Raw genomic sequence first — 16581 nt, forward strand, 5'->3', positions numbered from 1 at the left:
CTGCGGCGGTGGCATCGGAAACGGGGCACGGATGGCTTTTCTAAGATCCTTCGGCAGGCGATCGGACGTCCTGATCTACGATCCGCACAAGCTGTCGAGCCCGCAGGTGTTCCTGCTCACCATGATGATCTTCCTGATCATCGTCGCTTTCATCGCCGCCATCCTCACCCGCCAGATCTCTACCGCCTTCTCCAGCAATCCCGGCCTCAACGGATTGATCGTCGGCGTGCTGGCGGTCGGCATCCTGCTTGCCTTCACGCAGGTCGGGCGGCTGTTTCGCGAGGTGCGCTGGGTTAATTCCTTCCGCGCCGGCTCCGAGACCACCGAGCCCGTCCTGCTGGCGCCGATGAAGGCGATGATCGGCCGTTCGTCCTCGATGGCGTTCTCGACCTCCTCGATGCGCACGATGCTCGATTCCATCGCCACCCGCCTCGACGAAAGCCGCGACACCTCGCGCTATCTGGTCGGCCTGCTTGTGTTCCTCGGCCTGCTCGGCACCTTCTGGGGCCTGCTCAACACCATCGCCTCGATCCGCGAGACGATCGAGGCGCTGGACCCCGGCACCGGCGATGCCGCGGCTGTCTTGGATGCGCTGAAGCAAGGCCTGTCGGCGCCGCTCGCCGGCATGGGCACCGCATTTTCGTCCTCGCTGTTCGGCCTTTCCGGCTCGCTGGTGCTCGGCTTCCTCGACCTGCAGGCCGGCCGCGCCCAGACCCGTTTCTACACCGAGCTTGAGAACTGGCTGTCCTCGGTCACCGACCTGTCGTCGGACATCGTCGTCTCGGACACGGCCAAGACCGAATCCTCCGAGGACATCCGACTCCTGTCTGAGCGGCTGCGGAGCCTGCAGGAGAATGGCGGCGGCTCCAATCCGCGCGTCGCCACTGCCATGGCCAATCTTGCCGACGGCATCTCGGGCCTGGTGAAGAACATGCGCTCCGAGCAGCAGATCATGCGCGACTGGGTCGAGGCCCAGTCCGACGAGCAGAAAGCCATGCGCAACACGCTGGAAAAGATCGCCGACGCGCTGAAGAAGCAAGGGGTCCACTGACGTGGCGCTGGCAAGACGGCGCGCCGACCGCCGCATCGACTACTGGCCGGGCTTCGTCGACGCGCTGTCGACGCTGCTTCTGGCGATCATGTTCCTGCTGACGGTGTTCGTGCTGGCGCAGTTCCTGCTCAGCCGGGAGATTTCCGGCAAGGACACCGTGCTCAACCGCCTCAATTCGCAGATCAACGAGCTGACCCAACTGCTCGCGCTGGAGCGCTCGAACAGCCAGGACAAGGAAGATACGCTCGCCAACCTGCAGGCCTCGCTGTCGGCGGCGGAAACGGAAAAGAGTCGTCTGCAGCAATTGCTGGACCAAGGCGCCGGCGCCGGCGATGCGGCCAACAGGCGGGCCGACCAGCTTTCCGGCGAGCTCAGCAACCAGCGCCAGATCAGCCAGCAGGCGCTGAGCCAGGTCGAGATCCTCAACCAGCAGATCGCAGCACTGCGCAAGCAGATCGGCGCGCTGGAAGACGCGCTCAACGTTTCCGAGCAGCGCGACCGCGACTCCAACACCAAGATCGCTGATCTCGGCCGCCGCCTGAATGTAGCACTTGCGCAGCGCGTCCAGGAACTCAACCGCTACCGTTCCGACTTCTTTGGCCGGTTGCGCGAGATCCTCGCCGATCGCGAGAACATCCGTATCGTCGGCGACCGTTTCGTCTTCCAGTCGGAAGTGCTGTTCCCGACCGGTTCCGACGAGATCAACGACGCCGGCAAGGTCGAGATGAAGAAGCTCGCCGACGCCATCATCGAATTGCAGAAGGAAATCCCGCCGGAGATCAGCTGGGTGCTGCGCGTCGACGGCCATACCGACAACAAGCCGCTGTCGGGCACCGGCCGCTACCGCGACAATTGGGAATTGTCGACCGCGCGCGCCACCTCGGTGGTGAAGTTCCTGATCGAGAACGGCGTGCCGGCCAACCGCTTGGTCGCCGCCGGTTTCGGCGAGTTCCAGCCGCTCGACCCGGCCGATACCGACGAGGCGCGCAGCAAGAACCGCCGCATTGAACTGAAGCTCACCGAACGGTGAACTATCATCACGCCAAGTCACGGGAAGTTGTTCGCCGGCTGAATACTTAGAGCACCAAGTTCCGGCGGCAAGGCCTGAAAAGATTATCTTTTTTTAATTACACATCGGCAATCGACGCACCTAGTTTGCCGCGTAGGGCCGGGAACCGCCGGCGATGCCTCCCATCGCGACGCGACGGAACCGGACGGCCTGGAACGTCGGAACGCTGGCGGCACGACCGCTGCCTTCCGTGGCAGGAGGATGCGCCGCCATGCGCGCTTCAACATCACTCAAGACTGCAACCCTCGCCGCGACTCTGATCGCCGCCCCGCTCGCCGGCGCCCACGCGGCCGGGCATCACAAGGGGGCGCTCGACGCGAGCGATCCAACCGATTTCACCGGCCCGCGCGTGACCAGCCTGATCGAGCAAATCCAGGGTGTGAACCAGGGCATCACGGACGCCCGCGAAGCAAACAACATCTCGGCCGCGGAAGCGCGGCAACTGCATATGCGCGCCGCGCGCATCAGCCAGGCCGCCGAGCATGTCGCGGCTTCGGATCACGGCCGCATCCCCGCCGCGCAATATCATGAGCTGCTGCGCCGCCTCGACAATGTCGACCAGAGACTGATGAACGACACCGGCAGCGGTTTCATGATGGGCGACGGCTCGGACGGCGGAAACTATCCGAACGGCTGACGTCTTCGGAGGAACGAATGGGACCACCTGGCGCTCGCGGGACCTGGCCCCGAGGGCGTCCTTTTTCGATCGGTGTCCGATTACAGGCCGAACCAGAGAGCGAGGATGGCAAGCACCGCCGGCACCGTCTGGATGTAGAGGATCTTCCGGCCGACGGTCGCCGCGCCGTAGAGGCCGGCTATCGCGACGCAGAGCAGGAAGAACATCTTCACCTGGAAGCCGGCGCCGCCGAGATAGAGGCCCCAGAACAGCCCGGCGGCGAGGAAGCCGTTATAAAGCCCTTGATTGGCGGCAAGCACCTTCGAAGCGCTGGCGAATTCCGGTGTCAGGCCGAACGCCTTGCGGCCGCGCGGCGTGTCCCAAAGCACCATCTCCAGATAGACGATATAGCAATGGATCAGCGCCACCAGCCCGACCAGTATATTGCCGATCATCGTCCCCTCCAGCGATTTGTTCCCGGCATTGATCACGCAGTCATGTCACAAGGCAAGATGGCTGATCCCATCCCAACCGGGCAGGGTTGCCAAGCGCGATGCCTTGGTATCTTTTCGCGCCAGCCAAATTGAAGCTGGGATCCATCCATGTCCTTCCAGAAACTCGACGAACTCGGCCACAAGCTCGAAGCGCTGGAACACGCGCTGGCCATCCTCGGTGCCGATGAGGCAACGCATATGGCCGTCGGCGGCGGCGAGAAGCGCGCCGAGGCGATGTCCTCGCTTGCCGGGATGCTGCATCGCCAGGCGACCGCGCCGGAGATCGGAGATTGGATCGCCGCCGCTGAAGCCGAGCCGCTCAGCGAAGAGCAGCAGGCGGCCGTGAGGGAACTTCGCCGGCAATACACCAACCTCACCTGCCTGCCGGCCGAATTCGTCGAGCGCCAGACGGTGGCGCGCATGCGTTCCGAGCAGCTCTGGCGGAGCTTGCGCGCGAGGAACGACTGGGCGGGCTTCCTGCCGGCGCTGGAAGGCGTCGTGGCGCTGGTGCGCGAGGAAGCGGCGCTACGCGCCGATGCGCTCGGCCTCGCCCGCTATGACGCGCTGATGGAGCAGTATGATCCCGGCAACCGCGCCGCCGACATCACGCCGGTGTTTGCCGAGCTGAAGGCCTTCCTGAAGGATTTCCTGCCGCATGCGCTGGCCGTGCAGGATGCACGGCTGGCGAAGCACCCATTGAAGGCGTTGTCGGGCAGCTACGCCATCGACAAGCAGCGCGAGCTCGGCCTTGCCATGATGGCGGCGGTCGGCTTCGACCTCACCCATGGCTCGCTCTCGGTGTCGCACCATCCCTTCTGCGGCGGCGTGCCGACCGACGTGCGCATCACCACCCGCTACAAGACCACCGATTTCCTGTCGGCGCTGATGGGCGTGCTGCACGAGACCGGCCATGCGCTCTACGAGCAGAACCTGCCCAAAGCCTGGTCGCACTGGCCGCTCGGCAAGGCGCGCGGCATGGCTGTGCATGAGAGCCAGAGCCTGTTCGTCGAAAAGCAGATCGGCCGCAACCCGGCCTTCTGGCGCTGGGCGCTGCCGGTGGTCGAAAGACATCTCGGCGAAGCCTGGTCGCTCGACGCCATCCTGCCGCATGTCCACCATGTCGAGCGCGGCCTGATCCGTGTCGATGCCGACGAGGTCACCTACCCGCTGCACGTCATTCTGCGCTACGAGCTCGAGCAGGAACTGGTGTCCGGCAGGCTGGAGGTCGCCGACCTGCCCGAGGCATGGGATGCCAAGATGCGCGACTATCTCGGGCTGTCGACCATCGACAACCCGGCCGACGGGCCGATGCAGGACGTGCATTGGCCGGGCGCTGCCTTCGGCTATTTCCCCTCCTACACGCTGGGCGCCATGATGGCGGCGCAGCAATGGGCGGCGCTGACAAGGGAGCATCCCTCCGCTGACGAGGACCTCGCCAAGGGCGATTTCAGCGCCATCAACGAGTGGCGTCGCGCAAAAATCTGGTCGCAGGGCTCGCGCTGGTCGACACCGGAGCTGCTCAAGCGCGCCACCGGCGAGAAGCTGAACGCAGCCTATTTCACCGAGCATCTGCGCAAGCGCTACGGGAACTGACGCGCAGCGGTTAAAGACCAACAGGATGCGGCGGGGCTACTCCGCCGCGCCCTTGAAGGCGCCGGCGCCCGTCTCGAACTGCAGCTTGGCGAGCCTCGCGTAAATGCCGCCCTTGGCGACCAGGCTCTGATGCGTGCCTTCCTCGACGATGCGTCCGCCTTCCATGACGAGGATGCGGTCGGCCTTGAGCACGGTCGCCAGCCGGTGCGCGATGACGATGGTGGTGCGGCCGCGCATCAGCCTTTCGAGTGCGGTCTGCACCAGCGTCTCGCTCTCGGCGTCGAGCGCCGAGGTCGCTTCGTCGAGCAAAAGGATCGGCGCGTCGCGCAGGATGGCGCGGGCGATCGCGATGCGCTGGCGCTGGCCGCCCGACAGCGTCACGCCGCGCTCGCCGACCTGGCTGTCATAGCCCTTGTCGAGCCTGGCGATGAATTCATCGGCAAGCGCTGCCTTGGCCGCTGCCTCGATCTCGGCCTCGCCGGCGCCCTGCCGGCCGAAGCCGATATTGTCGCGCACGCTTGCCGCGAAGATGGTGACGTCCTGCGGCACGATCGCGATGCGCTCACGGATGGCGGCCGGATCGGCCTCGCGCAGGTCGACCCCGTCGATGACGATGCGGCCGGTCTCGGGATCGTAGAAGCGCAGGATCAGCGAGAAGACGGTGCTTTTGCCGGCGCCCGAAGGCCCGACGATCGCCACCGTCTCGCCGGGCTTCACCTGGAAGCTCAGCCCATGCACGGCGGCGCGGTCCGGCCGCGCCGGATAGGAGAAGGAGACGTCGTCGAAGCTGATCGCGCCCTTGGCCGTGGCCGGCAGCGGCTGAGGATCGACCGGCCGTTGGATCGTTGGCGTCTCGGCCAGGATCTCCGTCAGCCGTTCGGCGGCGCCCGCCGTCTGCGACAGCTCGCTCCACACTTCCGACAGCGCCCCGAGCGCGCCGGCGGCGAACACAGAATAGAGCAGGAACTGGCTGAGCGTGCCCGGCGACAGCGTGCCGGCCAGCACGTCACGCGAGCCGAACCACAGCACCGCCACCACCGAGGAAAAGATCATGAAGATGGCGAAGAAGGTGAGGAAGGAGCGCGCGAATACCGAGGCCCGCGCCGCCTCGAAGGCGGCGTCGACAGCGCTTGAGAAGCGGCTGGTTACCAGCTTCTCATTGGTGAAGGCCTGCAGCGTGCGCACCGCGCCGATCTGCTCGCTGGCATAGGCGGTGGCTTGGGCGAGCGTATCCTGCGCCTGCCGAGACTTGCGCCGCACGGAGCGGCCGAAAGCGACCAGCGGCAGCACGATCAACGGAATGGCCGCGATCACCAGGGCGGAAAGTTTCGGGCTGGTGACGACCATCATCGCCACAGCGCCGAGGCCGAGGATGAGGTTGCGCAGCGCGACCGAGGCGGTGGCGCCGACCGCCGACTTCACCTGCGTCGTGTCGGCGGCGAGCCGCGACACGATCTCGCCCGAGTGCGCGCGATCGAAGAATGCCGGCGACAGTGTCGTGACATGGGAAAAAACGTCGCGGCGGATGTCGGCCACGACCCGCTCGCCGAGCGTGATGACGAAATAGTAGCGGCTGGCCGAGGCCGCCGCGAGCAAGGCCGCCATCGCCACCAGCGCTGCAAAATATTCGGCGATGAAGGTTGAACCGGATGCCTGGAAACCATGGTCGATCATACGCCGCACGGCCATCGGCAACGCAAGCGTGGTCACCGCGGCCACGATTAGTGACAGGATCGCGCCGACCGCCAGTTTCCGGTAGCGCGTGATATAGGGGAAAAGGTTCCTCAGCGGCCGGACCGAGCGCCTACGCTGGTCTCCACTGGCACCGATATCCGCCATGAGCATTTCCTCTGGCCGCTTGCCAATACCGCGCTTCAATATGCGCTTGCCGCGGCCTTGTGATTCAATTCCGGCTGATGTATAGGCTCGCCGACCGTTTTAGAAGCCGTGGCTTTTCATTAGCTGCGGCTTCGAGTTTTAAAAAGGGGCGCATCGACGCAGGCCTTTGGCCCGTCACCGGCGCCGGCAAGCCAGGACATAAGACAATGAAGGCCTCTATCCATCCCGACTACCACACCATCAAGGTCGTCATGACCGACGGCACCGAGTACCTGACCCGTTCGACCTGGGGAAAGGAAGGCGACACGATGAACCTCGACATCGACCCGACCACGCACCCGGCCTGGACCGGTGGTCAGCAGACCCTGCTCGACCGCGGCGGCCGCCTGTCGAAGTTCAAGAAGCGCTTCGAGGGTTTCGGCCTCTAAGCCGGATACATCAGCAGGATTCGAAAAACCCGCCTTCGAGGCGGGTTTTTTCGTTGCCAAGTTTCTTCCTTCTCCCCGTTCAACGGGGGTGAGGAGTGGTCCGCGCAGCGGACGAAAAGCCAATTGCTTGGCTTTTCGAACGACGAACGCCCGAAGCGACAGCGAAGGGCCGGTGCCCGAAGGGCGGATGAGGGGCAGCGCCAGCGCTTGAAAGTTCAAGGTTCCTCGCCCCACGAAGTGGGGAGAGGTGGCTCGGCGAAGCCGAGACGGAGAGGGGAGTACCCTACGAAGGCCCCCTCTCCGTCCGCTTCGCGGCCACCTCTCCCCCGCCTTGGCGGGGGCGAGGAACCCAAGCCTTGCGATGCTGCGGAAATCGCCCCTACCCGCCCACCAATTCCCTCAGCGCCATGCGCTTGTAGGCCTCAACCAGCCTGTCGCCCTCTTCGCGATCGACCGAGATTGCCAGCCGCACGGCCGCCTCGCCCATCTGCCAGACGAGGAAGGCCGTCGTCTCCAGCTCGACCGGATCGGCATCCGGCCTCAGCCGCTTCAGCACCGCGACCAAAAATTCCGCATTGGCGCGGCTGTCGCCGAGCTCCAGCTCGCGCAGCGCCTTGTCCGCCTGCGTGCCCGACCAGACGTCGCGTATCACCGGCTCGGCCAGGAACAGCTGGTAATAGATGTCGACCAGCTCTGAAAACGCGCTTTTGAAGCCTTCGGCATCACCGACGTCCTTCAGCGCCGCCGAAATACAGGCCTGGCTTTCCGCCGTGTAGCGCTCGGCCAGCGCCCAGACGATCGCCCGCTTGTCCGGAAAGAACTGGTAGAGCGAGCCGATCGAAACCCCAGCGCGCTCCGCCACCTCACCCATGCGCATGGCATCGCTGCCCTGCTCGGCAATCAGCGCCGAGGCGGCGGCAAGCATCCGCTCGACCCGTTCGCGACTGCGCTGCTGGCTCGGCGACCGGCGCGGCAAAGCGATAGCGGCCTGGCCCGGCTTGGCGGTGACTTTTTCATCCATGGCTCTCTCCGGACGCATTTTCGAAAACCGGCTTGACTCGCAAAATACGAGGGTTTATCACGTTTTGCAAATGTGAGGATTACTCATGTTTTGACGAAACCCGGCATCTGGAGCAACTGAGATGATGAAACTTCTTCCCACCCTCACCTTCATCGCCGCGATCGGCTCCGGCGTGGTCGGGGGCGTGTTTTTCGCTTTTTCCAATTTCGTCATGGCAGCACTTGCCCGGCTGCCTGTCCCAAGCGGCATCGCGGCGATGAATTCGATCAACGTCACGGTGATCACGCCGACCTTCATGACGGCGCTGTTCGGCACCGGCCTCATCTGCCTGGTGTTGATTGCCGCCGTTTTCTTCGGCTGGAGCCAGTCCGGCTCGTACTGGCTGCTTGCCGGCGCCGTGATCTATTTCGTCGGCAATCCGCTCGTGACCATGGTTTTCAACGTTCCGCTTAACGACGCTTTAGCCGCCGTCGATCCGCAGAGCGCCAACGGCGCCGCGGTGTGGGCGAACCATCTGAGCCAATGGGTGATGTGGAACCACGTCCGCACCATTACCGCCATCGTGGCAATGGCCTGCTTAATCATGGCACTGATCTGAAGCACGCTTGGCAAGCTGTGCCGAGATTCAGGTCAGGCCGAGACGGAAGCGCAGAAGCCTCCATTTGCAGGCCGGCCTCACCTGAATATCGGTGCAGCTTAGGCGGGGTCTTTCGATTTATGACCTTTGCGGTCGGAGTGCCCCAGATCTCGCTCCGGATCGATGACGTCGCGGACCAGCTGCTTCAGCTTCGCCGCATCCGGGAAGCCGCCGTCACGTTTACGATCCCACACAAGCACCTCGTTGCAGGAGATCGTAAAAATGCCGCCGGTGCCCGGCACCAGCGTGACTTCACCGAGCTCGGTGCCAAAGGTCGAAAGCAGCTCCTGCGCCATCCAGCCGGCACGCAGCAGCCACTGGCACTGCGTGCAGTAGGTGATGCGGATGATGGGCAGCGGCTTCTCGCTCATATCGGACCGCGAGGCGGGTCAGGCCGCGCTGAGCTTGGCCATCGTTTCGTCGTCGACCTCGAAATTGGCGTAGACGCTCTGCACGTCGTCATCGTCCTCGAGGGTCGCGACCAGCTTCATCAGCGACTGCGCCCGCTCTTCGTCGACCGGGACATTGTTCTGCGGCTGCCAGATCGGCTTGACAGATTCAGCCTCGCCAAGCGCAGCTTCGAGGGACTTCGACACTTCGCCTAGATTTTCGAAGCTGCAATAGATGGTGTGGCCTTCCTCATCGGACTCGACATCGTCGGCGCCGGCCTCGATCGCGGCTTCCATCACCTTGTCGGCGTCACCGACGGAAGCCGGGTAGTAGATTTCGCCGACGCGGTTCCACATGAAGGACACCGAGCCGGTTTCGCCGAGCGCCCCGCCGGCCTTGGTGAAGGCGGCGCGCACATTGGAGGCCGAGCGGTTGCGGTTGTCGGTCAGCGCCTCGACGATCAGCGCCACGCCGCCCGGGCCATAGCCCTCGTAACGCACAGCCTCGTAGTTCTCGCCGTCGCCGGCGGAAGCCTTGTTGATGGCGCGCTGGATGTTGTCCTTCGGCATCGACACGGCCTTGGCGTTCTGCACCGCAAGGCGCAGGCGCGGATTCATCGCCGGGTCGGGCGTGCCGGTCTTGGCGGCGACGGTGATTTCGCGCGCCAGCTTGGAAAACATTTTCGACCGCACCGCGTCCTGGCGGCCCTTGCGGTGCATGATGTTCTTAAATTGCGAATGGCCAGCCATGGCACCCCTGTCGTGTTCGGCTAGAGCATTGCGGAGCGAAATGAGATCACCTCGCCATCCGCAAATGCTCGAATTCAAATTTTCAGAACGCTCCAGGCATGCCTGCGAAGGCACACGGCGCTCTCTGTCGGAATGGCCGGCTTATAGATAAATCGGCTCAATTCGTCCAGACGCGGCGTTATGGCTGGCTCGGGGCGCCGGCCTCGCGGCACAACTCACCCCTCGAGGTCGGACCTCAGCTTGTCGAGAATGCTGATCGCGTGGCCGGCATACTGGTTGATCCAGCGGTCGTGGATCTGCCTGATCGGCAGCGCGTTGAGGTGGTTCCAGCGCTCGCGTCCCTCGCGCTTGGCCACCACCAGGCCCGCCTCCTCGAGCACCTTCAGATGCATCATCACCGTACAGCGGTCCATGTCCGGGAAAGCCTCGCAGAGCGCGCCCGTGGTCTGCGGCTGATCCTTCAGGCGATCCAGCAATTCGCGCCGGCGCGGATGCGCCAAGGCCTTGAAAACATGATCGTCCGTGGTTTGACTTGACATGTTATATTTCTATAACATATCGTTTAGAGCGGCAAGGAAGGAGCTGTGGATATGTCCCTTGGATTCAGGATTTCTGGGCGCATCGGCAAGCCGGTCGCCGAAGTCTTCGACGCGGTGGTCAATCCGACGAAGCTCAGTGGCTACTTCACCACCATCGGCGGCGCTTCGGCTCCGCTTGTGGCGGGCACCACCGTCACCTGGTGGAAGGCAGTGCCGGTCGAGGTCGACGAAGTGACGAAGGACAAGCGTATCGTGCTGCGCTGGGACGCGACCGACGCCGAGGGCAAGCCGGCCTACAAGACCCGCATCGAGATGAATTTCGAGCCGCTGGAGGACGGCGGCACCTTCGTCACCATCGCCGAGCAGGGCTGGCACGAGGGCGAGGTCGGCCTGAAGAAATCCTACCTCAATTGCGAAGGCTGGTCGCAGATGCTGGCCTGCATGAAGGCCTATCTCGAATACGGCATCAATTTGCGCGACGGCTACTATCGCAGCGAGCTGCGCGGCGAGCCGGCCAACGAAACCAACATCTGAGCCCGACATTCGAGTCCCGATATTCGGCAGGAGGAGGTCGCCCGACGACGAAAGCAACGCCATTCCTGATGTTCGAGGGAAAGGCCGAGGAGGCCATGGCCCTCTATTGCGGGACCATTCCCGATAGCGAGGTTCTCGACATCACGCGCTACGGCTCGGGCGAGGACGGAGCGGAAGGATCGCTCAAGCTGGCACGCGCTCTGATCGGCGGCGTCGAGGTCAGGATCTACAACAGCCCAGTGCACCACGCCTTCACCTTCACCCCGTCCTTCTCCTTCTTCGTCGACTGTTCGTCAGAGCAGGAACTGGAGCGCATCGTCGGCGTTCTGTCCAAAGACGGCGGCTTCCTGATGCCGACCGGCAATTACGGCTTCAGCCGCCGCTTCGCCTGGTTCAACGACCGCTTCGGTGTCTCCTGGCAGATTAATCTGCCGTGAAACAATCCGTGGAGGAGAACCGTGGAACTCAAGCAAGCTCCAACTGCCGAAACCGCCATGCTGATCCGCCGGCCGGTGGCCGAAGTCTTCGAGGCGATCGTCGATCCGGCGGTCACCACGAAATTCTGGTTCACGCACTCCAGCGGCCGACTGGATGAAGGCAAGCCGGTCGAGTGGGAGTGGCGCGTGTATGGCGTCTCGACCAGGGTCGAGGTCAGCGAGATCGTCCCCCGCGAAAAGATCGTCATGCGGTGGAACGACCCGCCGACCACCGTCGTCTGGACCTTCACTGATATGACTGGCGATGCGACCTTCCTCGAAGTCCGCAACTTCGGCTTCGTCGGCTCGGGCGACGAGCAGGTCAAGCAGGCGGTCGATTCGACCGGCGGCTTCTCGCTGGTGCTGGCCGGCGCCAAGGCGTGGCTGGAACAGGGCCTGACGCTAGGCCTGGTCGGCGACCGTCACCCGAAGGGCATTTCGGCCGGATAGAGGCCGCCGCTCTGCGGCCTTAGTGCCCGCCGCCCGACCCCTGCTTCTTGCGATTGCGTGCCAGCATGTTGAGGCCTTCGACCAACGCCGAAAAGCCCATGGCCGCGTAGATGTAGCCCTTGGGCACGTGATAGCCCATGCCGTCGGCGATCAGCGTCATGCCGATCATCAGCAGGAAGCCCAGCGCCAGCATGACGATGGAGGGATTCCTGGCGATGAAATTGGCGAGCGGCGTCGCCGCCAGCATCATCACGCTCACCGCCACGATCACGGCGACATACATGATGGCGATCTCATCGGTCATGCCGACGGCGGTGATAATGGAATCGATCGAGAAGACGAGGTCGAGCAGCAGGATCTGGAAGATGGCGCCGGCAAGGCTCAGCTGAAGCGTACCCACCATCGTGTCCTGATGATCCTCCGGGTCGACCGTGTGATGGATTTCCTTGGTCGCCTTCCAGACTAGGAACAGGCCGCCGGCGATCAGGATCAGGTCGCGCCAGGAAAAGCCGTGGCCGAAGGCGGCGAACACCGGCGTCGTCAATTGCACGATGATCGAGATCGTGGCGAGCAGGATGAGGCGCATGACCAGCGCCGCCGAGATGCCCAGCCGGCGCGCGCGGGCGCGCTGCGCTTCCGGCAGCTTGTTGGTCAGGATCGAGATGAAGATCAGATTGTCGATGCCGAGCACGATCTCGAGCACCACAAGTGTCAAAAGCGCAACCCAGGCGGTAGGGTCCGAAACAAAAGCAAAGTGCGGCGCCAGGAATTCGACAAGCTGCATGGAGGTCGTCCCCTCTACGATCTAGAGCAGTTTCGTCGCCAGTTAGGCACTGACCTCGCCTATATCAATGTCAGGACCAGAAAGACGGCGCCGTTTCTTCGAGCCGCGGCCCGCGACGAAACGGCGCGATTTTTTCGGTAAGTCCGGTGCGGTCGGAAATATCGACGCCGACGCCGCACAATGTCGCCGGTCCAGTCGCCGCCTCGAAGCGGCCTTTCGGCACCTTGGAAAGAAACCGGTTAAGCGGCTCTTCCTTGTCCATGCCGAGCGACGAATCATAGTCGCCGCACATGCCGGCATCCGAGATATAGGCGGTGCCGCCATTGAGGATCTGATGGTCGGCGGTCGGCTGATGCGTATGCGTGCCGACCACCAGGCTGGCGCGGCCGTCGACGAAATGCGCGAAGCACATCTTCTCCGACGTCGCCTCGGCATGGAAATCGACGATCGCCGCATCGGCCTGCTCGCCGAGCGGACAGGCGGCGAGTTCGCGCTCGCCGGCCTGGAACGGGTCGTCGAGCTCGGGGTGCATGAAGACGCGCCCCATGATGTTGGCGACCAGCACCCTCGCGCCATTGCGGGCGATATAGACGCCAGAGCCGCGCCCCGGCGTGCCCTTGGGAAAATTGGAGGGCCGCAGGAAGCGCTCCTCGCGCGGCGCGAAGATCAGCGCGTCGCGCTGGTCCCAGACATGGTTGCCCGTAGTGACGACATCCGCGCCCGCCGCGAGCGTCTCGCGAAAGATTTCTTCGGTGATGCCGAAGCCGCCGGCGGCGTTCTCGCCATTGACGATGACGAAATCGAGCCTGAAGTCGGAAATCAGCCCCGGCAGCTGTTCCCAGACCGCCGTGCGCCCTGTTTTGCCAACCATGTCGCCTAGGAAGAGGAGTCTCATAGCCACTTCTATCCAGAGCTGTGGACGCTAGGCAAGCGGCACCGAGGTCCTTAACGCCGGCCGAAAGGGCTGCGTTGCTGATCGGCTGGCCCCGCGCCAGCGCCGCCAACGCGAACGGTCGATGGCGCCATGGGCGGCGTTTTGCGTCCTCGCAACCAGAAGAACCAGACATAGAACAGGGCGAACCCGCCGGTGACGGCAAGCAGGAGCAGCCCGCCGCGCCAGCCTTTCATGGCGGCGGTGTCGAGGCTCGATGGATCGGCGGGGTCGTAGTAAAATTCTATCCTGTCGCCCTTGGCCGCCTTGTAGAGACCGATGTCCTTGCCCTTGCCGGACCATGTCATCGGCGCGTCGTTGGCGACATAGCTCACGGCGACATTGATGCCGTCCGTGGTGAGACCGTTCGCCCGCGTTTCGCTGTAGGGGCTGACATCCGTCACGGTGGCGACGGTGCGTAGCCAAACAGCTTGGTGATGCAAGCTCGTGCCGATGATGTGGGCTCCCATCGCAAACAGCACCGCGGCGATCAGGGCGAAAGGCATCAGCAAGTAACGTGCGAAGATAAACACCGCGACCCCCGTCGGCTCGGACTAGATTGCAGGAATATCACCCGACGGTTCTTTGAAACGCGTTAAGCGGATGGCGATATTTTAAGCGATATCGAAGCGGCGCAACCCGCTTTCGGTCAGTATTTCCGGAATGATGACGTCATGGTTCTCTTCCGGCACCCGCTCGACTTCCTGGCAATCGAAGGCGATGCCGATCAACCTTGGCGCGATGCCCTTTTCGGCCAACCTGGCGATCGCCCGGTCATAATAGCCGGCGCCGTAGCCGATGCGGTGGCCGCGGCCGTCGAAGGCGGCGAGCGGCACCAGCATCAGCGTCGGGTCGAGCACTTCCGCCTCTTCATGCGGGCCTACCGTGCCGAAGCCCATCTCGACCATCGGCGCGCCGCGCACCAGCTCGCGGAAGACGATCGTGGTCTTGTCGAGGATCGCCGGCAGGCAAAGCCTGGCGCCCTTCTCGCGCAGCGCGAACATCAGCGGCCGCACATCGACCTCCGAGCGCATCGGCCAGAAGCCGGAGACGATCCGGCCGGGCTTGAAGTCGATTTTCTCCTTCGCCGTCTCGGCCATTTCGAGAGCGATTTCGACGCGCCAGAATTCGTCCAGCGCATCGCGGCGCGCCAGCGCTTCCTTGCGAAGCTGTTTTTTCAGGTCTTTGGAAGGTGACATGTGCGGACGCTAGAAAAGGCCGGGATTGGACGGCGTTACAGGAACGACGTTTTCTAGCGCATGTCTCCCAAAATCGGGAGAGCGACGATCCACACAACCGGTGGAGAGGTCGATCCCGGGTGCCTACAAAGTAGGTGGGCGCCGTGTGAGAAAACCCACGGGTCTTCCCAGGGACAGCTCCCTAAGGATCGATAAGGCCCCGGGGATAAGTTTCTCCTGCCGGGAAGCGCAGACCGCCGAGGGCGAATATAGGCCGGTGGGTGGCCGAGCGCCAGAGAAACGGATGGGCGTTTGAGCGTTATTTGCTTGGTCGGCTATCGCCAAGGCGGACCACTTTGGCTTCGAAGCTTGCGCGCATGCGCATGGCTCCTTACGGTCGCCGCAAAATAGCCAGGAGAAGAAATGCGTTTCGAAGGCACAGCGGCTTATGTCGCCGACAAGGATCTGATGGTCGCGGTCAACGCCGCGATCGCGCTGGAGCGGCCCTTGCTGGTCAAGGGCGAGCCCGGCACCGGCAAGACCGAGCTCGCCCGCCAGGTGGCGTCGGCGCTCGGGCTGGACTTCATCGAGTGGAACGTCAAGTCGACCACCAAGGCGCAGCAGGGCCTCTACGAATATGACGCCGTCTCGCGGCTGCGCGACAGCCAGCTCGGCGACGAGCGCTTCAACGACATCGCCAACTACATCAAGCGCGGCAAGCTGTGGGACGCCTTCGCGGCGCAAAAGAAGGTCGTGCTTTTGATCGACGAGATCGACAAGGCCGACATCGAGTTCCCCAACGACCTCCTGCAGGAGCTCGACCGGATGGAGTTCTTCGTCTACGAGACCGGCGAAACGATCCGCGCTGAATTCCGGCCGATCGTCATCATCACCTCGAACAACGAGAAGGAACTGCCGGACGCCTTCCTGCGCCGCTGCTTCTTCCACTATATCCGCTTCCCCGACATCGACACGCTGCACCGCATCGTCGAGGTGCATTACCCCGGCATCAAGCAGAATCTGGTGCGGGCGGCGCTCACCCAGTTCTACGAGATCCGCGAGGTGCCGGGGCTGAAAAAGAAGCCCTCGACCTCCGAGGCTCTCGACTGGATCCGCCTGCTGGTCGCCGACGATATCGCGCCCGAAGACCTGCGCGCCGACCCTAAGAACATGCTGCCGAAGCTGCACGGCGCGCTGTTGAAGAACGAGCAGGACGTGCACCTGTTCGAGCGGCTGGCCTTCATGGCCAGGCGGCAATAAGCCGCCAGCAATAGCGCTTTCCCCTTCTGTGGACCGTTGCCGGGGAACAGCTGCTGCCGGAGCTTCGGCCCAAAATGTTGGAGGAGAAAATGTCCGAAATCAAAATCCGTCCGCTGGTGCAGTCCGACCACCCCGACTGGCGGCGGCTATGGACCGACTATCTGACCTTCTACGAGACGAAGCTCCCGGAAGAGGTCTACGCGATCACCTGGAAGCGCCTGTTCACGGATGGCGAGTTCGAGCCGAAGGGTTTCATCGCAACGCTCGACGGCAAGGCGGTCGGCCTCACCCACTACCTCTACCACCGCTCCGGCTGGTCGCTGGTCAACAACTGCTATTTGCAGGACCTGTTCGCCGACCCGGACGTGCGCGGCAAAGGCGTTGGCGCGGCGCTGATCAAGGCTGTGCAGGACGAGGCCGGCAAGATCGGCGTCAAGAACGTCTACTGGATGACGCACGAGACCAACGCCACCGCGCGCCGGCTTTACGACCATGTGGCGCGGCGGACAGGCTTCATCGAGTACGATTTGCTATAAGGGACT

21 protein-coding genes and 1 other RNA gene are annotated in these 16581 nt (G+C 63.6%); 11 read left to right on the top strand and 11 right to left on the bottom strand.

Annotation, left to right across the window (positions count from 1 at the left end; genetic code table 11):
• Positions 1-31: 31 nt before the first annotated feature.
• The 3 genes from EN862_RS18945 to EN862_RS18955 all read left to right on the top strand — a co-directional run bounded on the left by EN862_RS18945 (position 32) and on the right by EN862_RS18955 (position 2757).
• Positions 32-1051, top strand: coding sequence for a MotA/TolQ/ExbB proton channel family protein (locus tag EN862_RS18945; protein WP_127865565.1), 1020 nt, complete (start codon positions 32-34; stop codon positions 1049-1051).
• 1 nt (position 1052) lies between these two features.
• A complete protein-coding gene (locus EN862_RS18950) occupies positions 1053-2081 on the top strand; it encodes a peptidoglycan -binding protein (protein ID WP_127865564.1) in 1029 nt (342 codons plus the stop codon).
• A 250-nt stretch (positions 2082-2331) separates the two neighbouring features.
• On the top strand, positions 2332-2757 hold the full coding sequence (locus EN862_RS18955) for a hypothetical protein (protein WP_127865563.1): 426 nt from the start codon (positions 2332-2334) through the stop codon (positions 2755-2757).
• An 80-nt stretch (positions 2758-2837) separates the two neighbouring features.
• On the opposite strand, the gene EN862_RS18960 is transcribed toward EN862_RS18955, so the two are convergent.
• Positions 2838-3191 (bottom strand): DUF1304 domain-containing protein, encoded by a 354-nt coding sequence (locus tag EN862_RS18960; RefSeq protein WP_127865562.1) that lies wholly within the window; start codon positions 3189-3191, stop codon positions 2838-2840.
• A 147-nt stretch (positions 3192-3338) separates the two neighbouring features.
• Between EN862_RS18960 and EN862_RS18965 the strand changes: the two genes are divergently transcribed.
• A complete protein-coding gene (locus EN862_RS18965; RefSeq protein ID WP_127865561.1) occupies positions 3339-4823 on the top strand; it encodes a carboxypeptidase M32 in 1485 nt (494 codons plus the stop codon).
• A 36-nt stretch (positions 4824-4859) separates the two neighbouring features.
• On the opposite strand, the gene EN862_RS18970 is transcribed toward EN862_RS18965, so the two are convergent.
• The gene (locus EN862_RS18970; protein WP_127865560.1) at positions 4860-6662 is read right to left on the bottom strand and encodes an ABC transporter transmembrane domain-containing protein; all 1803 of its coding nucleotides are present in this window, start codon (positions 6660-6662) and stop codon (positions 4860-4862) included.
• A gap of 206 nt (positions 6663-6868) precedes the next feature.
• Here EN862_RS18970 and rpmE point away from each other — a divergent pair, with 206 nt between their 5' ends.
• A complete protein-coding gene (rpmE, locus tag EN862_RS18975) occupies positions 6869-7090 on the top strand; it encodes a 50S ribosomal protein L31 (protein ID WP_095816661.1) in 222 nt (73 codons plus the stop codon).
• A gap of 379 nt (positions 7091-7469) precedes the next feature.
• Here rpmE and EN862_RS18980 read toward each other — a convergent pair whose 3' ends face one another.
• Positions 7470-8111 carry a TetR/AcrR family transcriptional regulator gene (locus EN862_RS18980; RefSeq protein WP_127865559.1) on the bottom strand — a complete coding sequence of 214 codons (642 nt, stop codon included), beginning with the start codon at positions 8109-8111 and terminating at the stop codon, positions 7470-7472.
• 121 nt (positions 8112-8232) lie between these two features.
• On the opposite strand from EN862_RS18980, the gene EN862_RS18985 reads away from it, so the two are divergent.
• Entirely contained in the window at positions 8233-8709 is a 477-nt protein-coding gene (locus EN862_RS18985; RefSeq protein WP_127865558.1) for a DUF1772 domain-containing protein, read from the top strand.
• Positions 8710-8807: 98 nt separating this feature from the next.
• On the opposite strand, the gene EN862_RS18990 is transcribed toward EN862_RS18985, so the two are convergent.
• The 3 genes from EN862_RS18990 to EN862_RS19000 all read right to left on the bottom strand — a co-directional run bounded on the left by EN862_RS18990 (position 8808) and on the right by EN862_RS19000 (position 10426).
• Positions 8808-9119, bottom strand: a complete 312-nt coding sequence (locus tag EN862_RS18990) for a SelT/SelW/SelH family protein (RefSeq protein WP_127865557.1) — start codon at positions 9117-9119, stop codon at positions 8808-8810.
• A gap of 18 nt (positions 9120-9137) precedes the next feature.
• Complete coding sequence (locus EN862_RS18995; protein ID WP_127865556.1) at positions 9138-9887, bottom strand: YebC/PmpR family DNA-binding transcriptional regulator; 750 nt, start codon at positions 9885-9887, stop codon at positions 9138-9140.
• A gap of 215 nt (positions 9888-10102) precedes the next feature.
• Entirely contained in the window at positions 10103-10426 is a 324-nt protein-coding gene (locus EN862_RS19000; protein WP_127865555.1) for a helix-turn-helix domain-containing protein, read from the bottom strand.
• Positions 10427-10477: 51 nt separating this feature from the next.
• Between EN862_RS19000 and EN862_RS19005 the strand changes: the two genes are divergently transcribed.
• Genes EN862_RS19005 through EN862_RS19015 form a run of 3 tightly spaced genes read left to right on the top strand, consistent with a single transcriptional unit; the run spans position 10478 to position 11886 of the window.
• Positions 10478-10960 (top strand): SRPBCC domain-containing protein, encoded by a 483-nt coding sequence (locus EN862_RS19005; protein ID WP_127865554.1) that lies wholly within the window; start codon positions 10478-10480, stop codon positions 10958-10960.
• Entirely contained in the window at positions 10957-11397 is a 441-nt protein-coding gene (locus EN862_RS19010) for a VOC family protein (RefSeq protein ID WP_281035857.1), read from the top strand. The genes EN862_RS19005 and EN862_RS19010 overlap by 4 nt, the downstream gene beginning before the upstream one ends.
• Before the next feature lie 21 nt (positions 11398-11418).
• Positions 11419-11886, top strand: a complete 468-nt coding sequence (locus EN862_RS19015; RefSeq protein WP_127865552.1) for an SRPBCC family protein — start codon at positions 11419-11421, stop codon at positions 11884-11886.
• A 19-nt stretch (positions 11887-11905) separates the two neighbouring features.
• Here EN862_RS19015 and EN862_RS19020 read toward each other — a convergent pair whose 3' ends face one another.
• From EN862_RS19020 to ssrS, 5 genes are all read right to left on the bottom strand, one after another.
• Complete coding sequence (locus EN862_RS19020; RefSeq protein ID WP_127865551.1) at positions 11906-12670, bottom strand: TerC family protein; 765 nt, start codon at positions 12668-12670, stop codon at positions 11906-11908.
• 70 nt (positions 12671-12740) lie between these two features.
• Positions 12741-13565 (bottom strand): YmdB family metallophosphoesterase, encoded by an 825-nt coding sequence (locus EN862_RS19025; RefSeq protein WP_127865550.1) that lies wholly within the window; start codon positions 13563-13565, stop codon positions 12741-12743.
• Between the two features lie 50 nt (positions 13566-13615).
• Positions 13616-14134 carry a DUF3592 domain-containing protein gene (locus EN862_RS19030; protein ID WP_127865549.1) on the bottom strand — a complete coding sequence of 173 codons (519 nt, stop codon included), beginning with the start codon at positions 14132-14134 and terminating at the stop codon, positions 13616-13618.
• 81 nt (positions 14135-14215) lie between these two features.
• Positions 14216-14800: a 5-formyltetrahydrofolate cyclo-ligase gene (locus EN862_RS19035; RefSeq protein ID WP_127865548.1), complete on the bottom strand. Its 585-nt coding sequence runs from the start codon at positions 14798-14800 to the stop codon at positions 14216-14218.
• Positions 14801-14882: 82 nt separating this feature from the next.
• Positions 14883-15038: non-coding RNA, 6S RNA (ssrS, locus tag EN862_RS19040), on the bottom strand.
• A gap of 164 nt (positions 15039-15202) precedes the next feature.
• Between ssrS and EN862_RS19045 the strand changes: the two genes are divergently transcribed.
• Together EN862_RS19045 and EN862_RS19050 are read left to right on the top strand one after the other, a co-directional pair.
• Positions 15203-16039, top strand: coding sequence for a MoxR family ATPase (locus EN862_RS19045; protein ID WP_127865547.1), 837 nt, complete (start codon positions 15203-15205; stop codon positions 16037-16039).
• Positions 16040-16128: 89 nt separating this feature from the next.
• Positions 16129-16575: a GNAT family N-acetyltransferase gene (locus EN862_RS19050; protein WP_127865546.1), complete on the top strand. Its 447-nt coding sequence runs from the start codon at positions 16129-16131 to the stop codon at positions 16573-16575.
• The last annotated feature ends 6 nt before the right edge of the window (positions 16576-16581 follow it).

Origin of the sequence: Mesorhizobium sp. M2E.F.Ca.ET.219.01.1.1, assembly GCF_004016445.2 — a bacterium.
GTDB lineage: Bacteria > Pseudomonadota > Alphaproteobacteria > Rhizobiales > Rhizobiaceae > Mesorhizobium.